This window comes from Bavariicoccus seileri WCC 4188, from assembly GCF_000421665.1.
Taxonomy (GTDB): domain Bacteria; phylum Bacillota; class Bacilli; order Lactobacillales; family Aerococcaceae; genus Bavariicoccus; species Bavariicoccus seileri.
This window is the reverse complement of the sequence record NZ_ATXL01000005.1, coordinates 1-14,040: the sequence shown is the minus strand read 5'-3', so window position 1 is coordinate 14,040 and position 14,040 is coordinate 1. Positions and strand designations below refer to the sequence as shown.

Genomic DNA, 14,040 nt, shown 5'->3' with positions numbered 1-14,040 from the left:
CGAGCGATGCTTATGAAAATACTAATCCAACAATTGATTGAAAGACTTGTTGCCCTATGCTTCTTTGTCATAGGGTTGTTTCCAAAAAAAGAAGTTGTTTATTTTGAAAGCATGCATGGGCGTCAATATAGCGATAATCCAAGAGCTATTTATGAGCAATTAGTTTCCTTAAATACGGAAAGGAAGTCAGTATCTTCACAATCATTAGTAAATGACAAAAGTGATTTCGAACTAATCTGGGGTGTCAAGAAGGGCTTTGAATCTGATTTTGTTGATGCTGAAGTCCCATATATGACAAGATTTTCGCTCAGGTGGTTTTTACTGATGCCAAGGGCCCGAGTGTGGGTCATAAATACAAGAACACCACTTTGGTTGGTTAAGTCAAAAGATACGATCTATATACAAACATGGCATGGTACACCTCTTAAAAAAATTGGTATAGATGTAAGATCGGATAATAAGCCGTCAGCTTATGAGAAATATAGTCGGGATTTTGTAAAAGAAAGTGCTCGGTGGAACTACCTATTAGCACCAAACCCATATAGCAAGGAAATTTTTAAAGAAGCTTTTCAGTATTCTGGTAAAATGATTTGTTGTGGCTATCCGAGAAATGATATATTGATAAATGAAAAAAATAATGCGGATTTAAAGAGAAAAATAAAAGAAAATATTGGGTTATTAGATCAAGATGAGCGGGAAATCGTTCTTTATTGTCCTACGTGGCGTGATAATAACCAAATTAATTCTAATCGGTATCGTTTTGATGAGGGTATTGATTTTAGAAAATGGGAGAAGGAGTTAGTAAAAAATACTGTCTTGTTGGTTAGAGGCCACTATTTGACTGATTACAAAGGGGAAAGTGACGGTAATATTATCAATGTTTCCAATTATGAAGATGTTAATCAACTGTTATTGATTGCTGATATTTTGATTACCGATTATTCCTCCGTGATGTTTGATTATAGTTTACTAGATAGGCCAGTGATATTGTATGTGCCAGACAGGAACGAATATGTTTATCGTACTCGAGGTATCTACTTTGACATTTTCACTGAGAATAAACAATTAGTCGCTGAAAGTAAGATGGACCTTGAAAGTAAATTGAAAGCTATCTTAATGAAGAACGCTACTATGTCTATGTTAAAGACTGATAATATAGCTAATTGGGAAAAGGGCATAGCATCACAAAAAGTAGCTGAACTGATATTAGGTAATTTAAAAATGACGAATGAAAAGAAAGGAGAGAACGAAAATGCACAGGATAATCCGAGAAGTAGTCGGACCAATCGCTCAGAGAATTGGTAGCCCATACTCGAGAACTGTAGCTTGGTACAGACATTACTATGAAAAGCTACCAATTATGCCCAATACTATTTTTTATGAAAGTAGAGACGGTAAGTCAATCAATGATAGTCCTTATGCGATCTTCTTATACTTGTTAGAAAATCCAAAATTTGAAAACTACATTCACATTTGGAGCTATCAAGAGAGTCCAGAGATACACTATATTATGGATCAATTTTCCAAGTTTAGTAATGTTATATTCGTTGAACGTAATACAAAAGAATACGTTAAGTGGCTCGCTCAAGCAGAGTATTTGTTTAATAATGCTACCTTTCAACCTTACTTTACAGCAAAGGAACAACAAACATATGTCAATACATGGCATGGGACTCCACTAAAAAAAATGGGATTTGATATTCCTGGTAAGCAAAGTGGTTCTCAGAATATTGTAAGAAACTTCTTTCACTCAGACTTTTTGATTAGTCCAAATTCTCATACGACCAAAATGTACCTTGACAGCTACCGCTTGAGAGGTGGATATCCTGGTAAAGTAATTGAGACAGGATATCCGCGAATAGATCTGATGTTCAAGGATAATTCAGAAAAACTGGTCAATTTATTTAGTCACTTTAAACTGACTTATGATAAACATAAAGCTCTTTTACTTTACTCCCCTACATGGAAGGGAACTCAGATAACTAACACAACTGATAATGTGAATCAGATTGCTAAAGAAATGGCTTATGTTAGAGATAAGGTCGGTCACAAGTATAATGTGTTGATCAAGGTTCATCCTTACGTTTATAACAAAGCCAAAGAGAATGCTGCACTAAAACCTTACCTTGTGCCTGATATTTGTGACACTAATGAGTTGATGAGCTTAGTTGATATTCTGGTTTCCGACTACTCTAGCATCTTCTTTGATTATCTTGTGACTAAGAAACCAATTCTTTTTTACATGTGGGATGACGATATCTATAACGATGAAAGAGGTCAATACTTTAGTGAAGATAGTTTGCCAGGAAAAATAAGTTATACTGTCTTTGAGCTCGTGGACAATATACTGAAGATATCTTCCACTGATGAGCATGTTTCATCTAACTACAATTCTTATGTACACCAGTTTGTTCGATACGAAGATGGGAAAGTCTGTCAACGTGTGGTAGACGTAGTTTTTAATAACAAAAATTCTGTGAATAGTGGTGAGATAATTGAATCAAAAGCTAGTAAAAAACGAAAAATACTATTTTATCCTGGTGGCATGTTAAACAATGGTATAACTACTAGTGCAATCAATTTACTACACAATATTGATTACGATCAAAATGAAGTATATGTCCTCTTAGGGGGAATCAATAGTCAAATAAAAAGTGATAATATCGATAGGCTTCCTCAACAAGTTCATTACGTTTTTCGGTTTGGTAGACCTAATTTTTCATTATATGAAATTTATATTGACAGAATTATCCACTTCTTTGGTGCAAACGGTTTACTTAAAAAATTATATCCAAATAGCACCTACCAGCGTGAAGCCAAAAGATTATTTGGAAAACTCCAATTTGATGATACAGTTGATTTTAGTGGCTATAGTTTATATCAGACTAAACTCATATTGGCCTCGAGTGGTAAAAAATTATGTTTCTTTCACAGTGATATCTTATCTGATAGCCAAAGAGTTGTTAATGGTAAGAAACCGCATAAAATCAATCTAAGAGGGATGTTTAGTGTATACGATAGATATGATGAACTATTAAGCGTTTCTGAAAGCACTAATAAGATTAATAAACATAATTTGGAACGTTATGCAGACAGTGAAAAATTTAAAGTTTGTATCAACACAATAGAACCAGAAAAAATTCTGCATGACTCAAAAGATAATGAGATTCTTGAAAGAAAAGAAACAAGGTTGGAAATTTCCAATACTCTAAGTGAGATTAATACTACTAATAAAGTAGCAATTTATAATAAGATGCCAAATTATACAGCATCACTATTAATGGATCTCAATGCTGAACAGTCTATTAGGCAAATAGCTACTTATAGGAATGAAAATGGCGAAAAATTCGCAAAAGTGTTAGCTGACAATATTTATATAGGTTGGGTAAATTCCAAATATTTAGTTAATGCTAGCAAGGATGCTATTCAATATAGTGATGACGATATTTATGGAAGTATTAATGCGACTGAAAATACGATTCTCTATTCGGCACCTGTTGGGGAAAAAGAATCATATCCAATAATCAATTCTATAATTATTCGAAACATGTATGTTCATATTACAAAAATAGCATCAACAGAAAATCACGGGTCTTACGGATTAATTACCTATGGTCTGAAAAAAATAGGATGGGTACATCTAGGTACGATTAAGCGTAGTAAATATCTCAATAGAACCGGTAATTTACTCTTTAAATTACTCTTCAATAAACTACTAGCACCTATTGTAGTATGGAACAATCAAAAAAAATACAAAGAAATAATAGAGATACTGTCGCAAAAAAAAGAAATAAAGTTACAAGAAGTAGACTATTATGCAAAGATTAGATACGAATCCCAACTAGTAGGAGAGTTGATCAAAAATACCCAGCAACAAAAGTTTAATCAAAAAAATGTGACTCCTACTATCAAAGAAGGAGCAATCGTAAATGTCGTTAAGATCCAATTGTTAAATGACAAGTCTTACGCCTTTATCACGGACGAAGAAACGAACGGATGGGTCTTTGCAAGCAGTTTAGAGAAGATAACGGATCTTTCGATACCGGTTTTTGAAAGTAATATAAATTTGAAAATTACTAGTACTAAAGAAATTGGATGTTTATCAACAGATTCATTACTAGGAATAAAGCGTAAAAAGTTGATTAATGGAGAAGTAAAAGTATTGGTAACTGATGGAAAAAAATCGGAATGGTGTGATGAAAAATCTGTTCAATATGACTATTCCGAAGGAGTATTTAATGCAGATGGTGATTTTATAGCTTATCCTTCAGAAAATACGCTTTCATTTGTGACAATGGGTCGACTTTCGCCTGAAAAGAACCAATCAATGATAATAAATGCTTTTTCGCTATTTCTAAAAAAACAATCATCCGCAAAATTATATATAATTGGCAGTGGTGTTATGGGAGAACAATTAGTTCAATTAGCCAAAAAATTGAACTTGATGAATTCTATCGTTTTTGTAGGGCAACTAAGTAATCCGTTTAGATTCATGGAAAGATGCCAAGTATTTTTATTATCCTCTAAGTACGAGGGGCAACCTATGGTACTATTGGAAGCAATGACTCTTGGTATGAAAATTGTATCGACAGATATTCCAGCATGTCGAACAGTGCTGGAAAATGGGAAGTATGGGATACTAACTGAGAATAATACTCCTGAAGGATTAGCAAAGGGTATGGAAGAGGTTAGTAATTCGACAGTCAAATTCAAAAAATTTGATCCCTACGACTATAACAAAATGGCAGTCAAGCAGTTTTACGCTAGACTGTAAATGTGCTACAAATTTATTAGAATAGAAGGAAATACGTTGATGGTAAAAAAGTATAATTTAAGAATAACGCAACATGCCTATATTTTCATACTTGCATGTTCACTTGTTCTATTATGTTTATCTCTTACATCTAATCCATTATCTAACGCTTTGAGTAGACATGATTCGTCTATGTTTATTTACTTTGGTCGTGGTATTTCTGACGGCATGATTCCATATTTAGATATGTACGATCATAAAGGAATTATATTATTTATGATCAACTTTGTGGCTCAATTCATTGACAGCCAATATGGATTATTCATTGTTGAAGCACTTTTTTTGATGGGAAGTCTGATTTATTTATATCGTTTACTTAATCTATTAATAGAAGATAGATTGATTTCTGCTCTAGGAATTTTAGTATCAACTCCTTTGTTGATGGTTTGTCTTCAAGGAGGAAATCTTTCCGAGGAGTATGCATTGTTCTTTATTTCTGGGGCACTATAAAATTGCTGTTTAATGTGGCTTGAGCCAGCTAAAAGTTCTATTTTAAGATTAATAGTAGTTGGCGTTTTTGGTGGATTGACCTTCTTTTTACGAGTAAATATGGTCAGTGTGTGGCTTGTTTTTAGCTTGGCATTTATAATAAGGGCTATTTATTCAAAAAAATATAGATTGCTGATTAGGCAAATCGTTTTTGTATTGACAGGTGTATTAATTGTCTTCATAGCAATCCTAGTGTATGGCTTAATGACTAATTCGTTGACCGAAATGATTGATCAAACTTTTGTCTTAAATTTCAAATATGCTAGTGTATCAACTAATGCTGAAAAAATCAGGACATTAATGGCATTTTCTTCAATAATAATCACATATGGAGGTCACTTATTCATTGGCCTCTATATTTACTACCTCATTGCAAAAACTAAATCCAATCAGATGAATCGCCTTGAAATAACATTACATTTTATTTTTGGAAGCTATTTTTTGGTTAATGCTTATACAGTAGTTTTGTCTGGTAGAGATTATCTTCATTATTTGATGACACAGTGGCCTATCCTAGTGATTTATACTTCTTACGGAATTGCTGTTGTAATTAAAAGTTTGAATGCAAATCGTACCGCATTAATCGCCGCATACATCTTACTATTAATGATAGTATCTCAACCTTTTTATATTGGCTGGAAAGAAAAAATTAGTTATATGTACAAACCTAATCAATATGCTCAATCCGTGGAACAAATGGCTAATTTTGTAAATGAAAATTCTAATAATCAAGACACTATTTATGTACATAATATAGATGCAAATCTCTATAATGTTAGTGGTCGCTATTCCAATTCCCGCTACTTCGTATTACCAAGTTTAAATTATGAACAGTTTACTGAAATAGCAGAAGACTTTAAAAAATCTATGGAAAATAACTCACCTAAATTTATTCTGATAAACGCTGATGTTTATGAATCAAAACAATTGAATGATACCAGACTAAACCACTTTATGGTTAGTTTTATTGATGATCATTACAAAATGGTGCCAGAATTTGAGAATAGATCAGCGTTATTATTTGAACTTCAATAGCGATTTTTTTCTTTGTTATAAGTCATGCTTTAGCCGTGATGGATTCATATCCCGCTTTTTGGTCTTAGTAAGTAAAAAGCGCTATCAACTTTTAAAAAAGATAATAAAACTATGATTAAAGTTGTTTCTTTATGATATAATTCTAGTGATATAATAAAATTGCTTAAAGGAGGGTCACTCTCATGAACTATAAATCGCGTTTATTTAAAGGGATTCTATTTCTAACTACCTTTTTAATGATCAATCAGCCTGTAATGATTATCGCTGACACTACGAATGATAATGTCAAGACGGAACAAAATAGTGATAGTAAGAAGACTGATAAAAATGATCATGATCAGTCAAATGAAAGGGAATCTGAAAGCGATGAAGGCTCGTCAGAAGAATATATAGATGAAAGTAGAGATAAGCAAGAAAACGATCAATCGAAGGAGCAAAATGACAGTCACGATTCAGAAGATGAAGTATCCGATGAGAATCAGGATGGCAAGAATACTAGTATAGATTCAGAGAACTCAAACGTGGATAATTCTGAGGATAAAAAAGATTCAACTTCAGATACCATAGATGACGAGGGTAAAGAAGAAGAACAAGTGAATGATGATCAATCTGATGGAGAAAGTGAAGATTCAAAATTAGATGAAGAGAGCACTTCAGAAGATTCAGATAAAATTAAAAAAGCTAACGAGTTATTGGAATTAAATAAAAACATCATTCCTGTGGCAACGCCATACCAATTGCGCTTAAAAGATAAACAGGTAAAAGTATACGATTTACCAGGTTATCGAGAAGATAAGAAACAAGTTCAAAATTTAAACATGGCAGAATTGACCAAAATGCCATTGACTATAAAATATCAAGATACATCCACTGAGAATAAATATGTTCAAATCTTTAAATCTGACTCTGATGAAGCTATCGGTTGGGTAAATGAAGATAATGCTTTGATGGTGTTACAAGGTTCATGGATTCGAGAAAATCTGTATGTTAGAATCAACTCTAATAATTCTGATATATACCAAGGATTTAACTGGGCCATTAGAAGAAAGTCAACAGATGTTTTTAATAAAGGCTACAAGGTTACTGGAAAATATGAACATATCAATGGAATTACATACTATTCATTGTATGATAGTAATGGTAAATGGGACGGCTATGTTAATAGTAAAGATGTAGTGGATATCGGGAGTGCACAAGGTCCATGGATAGCTGATAAACGCTATGTTAGTGTTACTAGTAATAAAGCTGTAATTAGAAGGGGTTTTACTTCTGGAAAAACTGTGGGCGGAAATCATTACCTGAAAACTTATTTAGTTAAGGGTAGATATAATCATATTAATGGCATTACCTATTACTCCCTTTATGAGGACAGTAAGTGGATTGGTTATATTGATTCTAAATTTGTTACAACTGCGGATGGTAGACAAGGAATTTGGATTAGAAACAATATATATGTGATTGTTAATGGAAACTATAAAACTTATAGTAATTTCTCTTGGAAAACAAGATTGTCCTCAAAGACAGTCAAAAATAAAACGTACAAAGTAAAAGGCGAGTACCACCACATGAACGGGTATACTTATTACTCGCTATATGATATTAATAATAAGTGGCAGGGATATATTAATTCAAATGCAACCGCTAATGTCGATGGTGCGCAAGGAAAATGGATTCACGAGAACAAAAAGGTTATCATTCATGGGAAAAATTATCAAGTTTACCAAAATTTTCAATGGGAAGTTAGACAGAGTGGTTCTCAAGTTTATAATAAAGTTTATACAGTAAAAGGAAAGTACCATCATATGAATGGGTATACTTATTACTCACTTTATAATGAAAAGGGACAGTGGCAGGGTTACATAAACAGTAATGGAACAAAAAATAGTACTGGTTGGTACACTAGTAATGGGATGATATATTTAGAAAACGGCAAACGCTACGGTCTGAGAAATGGTAATTTTATCCTGGTTAGTCTCGCAAAACAACGTACATGGGGTGTAAAAGGTGGAAAAACCATCGTTGACACACCAATCATATCGGGCAAGCCTGGTTCACCAACTGTCACTGGGAATTTCAAAATAGAGTGGGGAAAAACAAGGAATACTTATTTAATCGGTGCGAATTATCGTTCGCATGTTTCATACTGGATTCCTTTTACTTCTGACAATATGTATGGTATACATGATTCTTCTTGGCAATGGAATGGGTATGGAGGCAACTTATATAAATTAGGTTTTGGCTCACATGGGTGTGTGAATACACCAATATCAGCTATGAGAACTTTATACGATGCGTTTCCTAAGGGAACTCAAGTTATTGTTTATTAATGTGGAACACCATATTATTTAGATATATTTAAATAATACAGAGAACCATCTATAAATTAGACTAATAGTCTCCTTTATAGATGGTTTTTTGCGTAAAATCACCAATAAGTTATTCGGTAAAAATGATATAAATATTATATATTGACAAATTTTGTTTAATTGAAACCCTTATATAAATGAAATCGATTGTGCTACAATACACTTATCTATTGTAGGAGGAAGACTATGATTTCAATTATCATTCCTTGTTATAATGAAGAGGAGACAATTCCATTTTATTTAAAAGCAATTGCACCTGTAAGGCATCAGGTGTCTGAGCCATTTGAATTTATTTTCGTCAATGATGGTTCCACTGATCATACACTATCGGTTTTAAGAAAGGCTTCTACGGATTTAAAGGGGGTTAGGTTCATTTCATTCTCTCGTAATTTCGGTAAGGAAGCTGCTCTCCTTGCAGGGTTAAGGGAAGCTAAGGGCGATTATGTCGCTGTGATGGATGTTGATTTACAAGACCCACCCGAGTTACTGGTCAAAATGTATGACATCATCACGACCAAAAATGTTGATTGTGTTGCTACTCGTCGTGATACGCGTGAAGGCGAGCCTATTATCAGAAGCTTTTTTGCGGAACTCTTCTATAAAATAGTCAATAAAATCAGTTCTACCAAAATGGTCGACGGTGCAAGGGACTTTAGGTTGATGACACGTCAGATGGTAGATGCTATTCTATCTCTAACAGAATACAATCGGTTTTCAAAAGGCTTATTTGAATGGGTCGGTTTTGAGACGGAGTATATCGCTTATGATAATGTCGAACGGTCTACAGGAACTTCTAAATGGAATTTCTGGAGTTTGTTCAGCTATTCTATTGACGGTATCATCAACTTCTCTGAAATGCCTTTGAATATTGCTTCTGTCATGGGAGCATTAGCCTGTCTTTTTTCGGGAATTGCAATGATCTATATCATTATTCGGACGATAGTCTTTGGTGATCCAACGAGTGGGTGGCCATCATTAGTGACCATCGTTTTGTTTGTTGGAGGTCTACAATTATTGTCGTTGGGGATTATTGGGAAGTATATTTCCAAAATTTTCCTTGAAACTAAGAGACGTCCTAACTATATCATCAAAGAAAAAAGTGATGAGGATACTAGCAGTAAATGGTAGTAGCTAATGAATAAATTAGTAATAAAGAGTCATAAGAATTAAAAAAGATATAGGGATACAGGAGTGAGGATAAATTCACATGCTTAAGAAGTTAAAAAATCCCTACTTAGGGATCATAGGTGTTGCCATTGTCCTGTTACTCCCACAGTTATTTACGAGAAACATGATTATGGGATCAGACATCATTTTTCACTTTAATCGTTTCTACGATACGGCGATGCAGTTGAAAACGAGAAATATTGATTATTTTATTGCGATGTTTGGATTTAGTCAATCTGGTCGGATTGTCAACGCCTTGTATGGGCCAATAATGGCTTATATACAAGGCGGTATTCTTTTGTTAGCAAAGACTTGGTTCAATTATCAGGTGCTCTCAAACTTTTGTCTGTATGTATTATCCGGGATTTCGATGTTTCAGTTGCTTAGGAAGACAACTCATAAGAAGTGGTACTCTTTCTGGTTAGCTCTCATTTTCATGACGACGTTTTGTATTCAGTACTGGATACAACGTCAAGGTTTTACTAGCTGGGGTGTTGCTATTTTACCGTGGTGTTTGATGCCAATTAAACGGATGATGGAGCACAAGAAACTGAACTGGTTTAGTATCGGTGTTGGTGTAGCCGCCATGTTTCAAATTCACCTATTTACTAGTTTACAACTTGTGTTGATTTATGCTGGTTTTTTTGTTGTCTGTTGGGTGACTGCAAATAAGGGTGAACGTATTCAGCTGCTTTTTGATTTATTGAAATCTATTGCATTGTTTATTGTGCTAACAGCTAATATTATTGTGAGTTATTTTCAAATCTACTCAAACAACACTCTGGCTGAGCCTTTCTTAAATGATGACATGAATTCGACAGCAGTCAATGTGGGGAATCTCTATTGGTTAGTGACACCTTATTTTTTATTGGTGTTATTTGCGTTATGGGTTGCCGTATCGATTGGGTCGTGGTCTAAGACGACTGTAACGAATAGGACGGCTATTGGTATTAGTTTAGTGTTCTTGTTGCTGTCAACAACGATTGTGCCGTGGAATGAGATTCTGAATGCAGGAGTGCCACTTATTAGGCTAATTCAATTTCCGTTTCGTTTCTTTGTTCCATTTACAGTGTTACTATTTTATAGTCTTGCTCTTGGGATGTCGGATCTTGAGTGGCAGACCCAGAAAGTTGTCCGTATTTTTGCGATAGGTGGCTTGTGTGCGATGCTCCAAGTCATGTGGACCAATTATCAGCATTTGCAGTACTGGAATCAAAAGGACTTAGGCAACTATTTATCATTGCATGTTCGCCTAGATGATGATCGAGAAAAGGTTAGAGCTTCTGCTTATAGCACTGATTTAGATGAGTTATTACAGCTATGGCAAAAATCAACGCCAGATTATATCCCGATTATAGGGAAAGGTCCTAATAACAATTATCGTGGTTATGAAGCCTACATTTTTGAAAGCCAGAAGGGCTTTGAAAAAACTATTTCGCCTAGTGGCGATTTGATGATTACTTGGACGGCAACGGATACTGTTCAAACCGATGTTCCAGTATTCAAATATGCAGATACGGAGCTATTTCTCAACGGACATCAGTTAGTTTCAGGTCAATACGATTTATCTCCAGTAGGAACAGTTGCTGTGACACCACAGGTGGGTACTAATGAACTAACTGTCAAGTACATTTCCCCACGTGGTTTTCTAGAATCTGTTATAATAACGGTGATTGGTTGGCTATTTGTGCTCGCCTGGTTCATGACCATTACGTTTTGGCCAGATCGTGGCAGAACAATGAAGCAAGTAACTCTTGAAAAAGAGATATGATCTATCGTTACAGGAATATTGAAAGATCTGAAATAGCAATGAGATCTAAAACATGAATGAGGCTAATACTGAATGAAAAAATTGATTGAACAACTGATGAAGTTTGGCGTGGTGGGTGTCATCGCTTCGTTAATAGATTTTGGTGTATTATATGTCTTGACTGAATACCTAGGCATCAACTATTTGGTGTCGAGTACGATCTCGTTTTTGGCATCAGTCATTTTCAATTACATTCTGAGTGTGAAGTGGGTCTTTGTTACCGCTAAAACCAATAAAACAAAAGAATTGCTTCTGTTCACTATCTTAAGTGCAGTGGGATTAGTGATCAATAACCTATTGATGTGGGTGTTCGTAGAGAAAGCAGGAGTTTACTATATGTTAGCTAAGGTGATTGCTACTGTTGTAGTGATGCTTTACAACTTTATCAGTCGGAAAATATTGATAGAGGACAAAGGCGCGAAGTCTTTCAAAGAAATGTTATAACACTGATTGAAGTAGTTGAGGGATTTTTAAGGAGGCATAGGATGACGACTTTAAAAAACAACCATCTTCTGATAATGATAGGAATAACACTTATTAGCCTACTAGCAGGCTGTCAACCAAGGGAACAAACCTTGAATGAAGATACGGACCCTATCATGGTAGAAACAGCTGAAAAAAAGGATGATCAATCGTCTGATGAGTCGGATAATCAAAATGAGGCTTCTGATAAAGATGAAGATAATGACCAGTCCTCTGATAAATCAGATGAAGCAACAGACGACTCTGACGACTCTAAGGATGACTCTGGAGAGAAAGAAGAAAATCCTTATTGGAATGACAGTAAAAAGCAGAAACTCGACGCGTTTATAAAAGACTGGGAAAAGAGTATGGGACAATTCTATGATGCCTATACAGATGAGGAAAAACTGGACTGGTATGGTGTGACATTTCCAGATGCCATGAGTCAATCCGACATTCAGTTCCAAGTAGATGAACAACCAGTCACTGCAGACTGGACACAAGACCCAACCAAAAAAGATACGTATAACGTCGTTGCTATCTATGCCAATATTGATAATCCACAAACCACTGAACCCTATCTCTACTTATTTACGATTTACAACGACCAACCAGTCGTTTTAGTAACGGCTCAAAACCAAGGAAATGATCCACAAGTCCTTAACCTTTACTTCAGTCCAACGGAAAACCAACAACTACAACAAGGATTCGCACAAATCGTGGCAGAGTAATTACAAATGGAGTTAGCGCCTAAAAGAGTTATTTGCGACGAAATGTCTAAATTTAAAAAATAGTAGTATAGATAACATAAAAATCATAAAGGAGCAACACAATGAAACGCATTATTACATATGGAACTTTTGATCTTCTACACTACGGACACATCAATCTACTCCGTCGGGCAAAACAATATGGCGACTATCTTGTAGTAGCTTTATCAACCGATGAATTCAATTGGAATCAAAAACAAAAGAAGTGTTACTTCGACTTTGAAAAGAGAAAACAATTGCTAGAAGCCATTCGTTATGTAGACTTAGTAATCCCTGAAAATGGTTGGGAACAAAAGGTTTCTGACATTATAGAGTACCATATCGACACCTTTGTCATGGGAGATGATTGGGCTGGTAAATTTGACTTTATTGAAGAAAAAACCGATGCTACAGTGATCTATTTACCACGGACACCTGAAATCTCAACTTCACAAATTAAGCAGGACCTTGAGAAATTCAATAAATAGTTAATGTGTCTATTTATTTTAAGCATACTGAATAAAACTAATATTTAAAATAATATGACAAAAGTGTTGATGACTTATTCATTTTATATTAGAATAATCTAAGTCGGAAGTTGCATGAGGCCAATTTGTTAGATGTTGGTCTTTTTTCATCTTAAATTGTCAAATTAAGTGCAACACAGTTTTATAAAAGATTTCATAAGGTGTTTTCCAATTCAAACATTTTTTGGGACGTGTATTTAATTTCGCTGCCCAACCTTGTATCTCTTCATCAGTTGCATCTGTCAAATCAACACCTTTCGGTGAGTACTCTCTAAGGAGTCCATTTGTATTCTCATTAGATCCTCTTTGCCAAGGGGCATGAGGATCTGGAAAATAAATTTGCGTATTATTTAATTCCTCAGTCAATCGGACGTGTTGACTGAATTCTTTACCACGGTCAGGTGTAATGGTTTTACAAAAATTAGAATCAATACCTTGTAGTAATTTAATCATTTGGTCAACTACCGGCTTAGAAGCTTTCTTCTCAGATTTACCGATTAGTAATAACCTAGATTTTCTATCAACTAGCGTTACTAAGCACGCTTTACCAGTTTGACCTGCAACTGTATCTGCTTCCCAATGACCAATCTCAGTTCGTTCATTAACGCTATCTGGTCGTTCA

11 protein-coding genes are annotated in these 14,040 nt (G+C 34.7%); 10 read left to right on the top strand and 1 reads right to left on the bottom strand.

Annotation, left to right across the window (positions count from 1 at the left end; genetic code table 11):
* Window positions 1-12: 12 nt before the first annotated feature.
* The 10 genes from H541_RS11250 (at window position 13) to tagD (ending at window position 13,379) form a co-directional block, all read left to right on the top strand.
* Window positions 13-1,305, top strand: coding sequence for a CDP-glycerol glycerophosphotransferase family protein (locus tag H541_RS11250; protein WP_022795663.1), 1,293 nt, complete (start codon window positions 13-15; stop codon window positions 1,303-1,305).
* Window positions 1,253-4,774 (top strand): CDP-glycerol glycerophosphotransferase family protein, encoded by a 3,522-nt coding sequence (locus tag H541_RS12695; RefSeq protein ID WP_022795662.1) that lies wholly within the window; start codon window positions 1,253-1,255, stop codon window positions 4,772-4,774. Before H541_RS11250 ends, H541_RS12695 begins: the two co-directional genes overlap by 53 nt.
* Before the next feature lie 39 nt (window positions 4,775-4,813).
* A complete protein-coding gene (locus H541_RS0101885) occupies window positions 4,814-5,263 on the top strand; it encodes a hypothetical protein (protein ID WP_022795661.1) in 450 nt (149 codons plus the stop codon).
* Between the two features lie 12 nt (window positions 5,264-5,275).
* Window positions 5,276-6,337 carry a hypothetical protein gene (locus H541_RS0101880; RefSeq protein ID WP_022795660.1) on the top strand — a complete coding sequence of 354 codons (1,062 nt, stop codon included), beginning with the start codon at window positions 5,276-5,278 and terminating at the stop codon, window positions 6,335-6,337.
* A 182-nt stretch (window positions 6,338-6,519) separates the two neighbouring features.
* Window positions 6,520-8,664, top strand: coding sequence for a L,D-transpeptidase (locus tag H541_RS12690; RefSeq protein WP_022795659.1), 2,145 nt, complete (start codon window positions 6,520-6,522; stop codon window positions 8,662-8,664).
* A 225-nt stretch (window positions 8,665-8,889) separates the two neighbouring features.
* Complete coding sequence (locus tag H541_RS0101870; RefSeq protein WP_022795658.1) at window positions 8,890-9,831, top strand: glycosyltransferase family 2 protein; 942 nt, start codon at window positions 8,890-8,892, stop codon at window positions 9,829-9,831.
* A gap of 79 nt (window positions 9,832-9,910) precedes the next feature.
* Window positions 9,911-11,641: a hypothetical protein gene (locus H541_RS11235; protein WP_022795657.1), complete on the top strand. Its 1,731-nt coding sequence runs from the start codon at window positions 9,911-9,913 to the stop codon at window positions 11,639-11,641.
* 72 nt (window positions 11,642-11,713) lie between these two features.
* The gene (locus H541_RS0101860) at window positions 11,714-12,124 is read left to right on the top strand and encodes a GtrA family protein (RefSeq protein ID WP_022795656.1); all 411 of its coding nucleotides are present in this window, start codon (window positions 11,714-11,716) and stop codon (window positions 12,122-12,124) included.
* Between the two features lie 41 nt (window positions 12,125-12,165).
* Window positions 12,166-12,873 carry a DUF4767 domain-containing protein gene (locus tag H541_RS12685; RefSeq protein WP_022795655.1) on the top strand — a complete coding sequence of 236 codons (708 nt, stop codon included), beginning with the start codon at window positions 12,166-12,168 and terminating at the stop codon, window positions 12,871-12,873.
* A 101-nt stretch (window positions 12,874-12,974) separates the two neighbouring features.
* Entirely contained in the window at window positions 12,975-13,379 is a 405-nt protein-coding gene (tagD, locus tag H541_RS0101850; RefSeq protein WP_022795654.1) for a glycerol-3-phosphate cytidylyltransferase, read from the top strand.
* Between the two features lie 159 nt (window positions 13,380-13,538).
* On the opposite strand, the gene H541_RS0101845 is transcribed toward tagD, so the two are convergent.
* Window positions 13,539-14,040, bottom strand: a 502-nt coding sequence (locus H541_RS0101845; protein WP_022795653.1) for an IS30 family transposase, incomplete at its 5' end; no start/stop codon positions are given.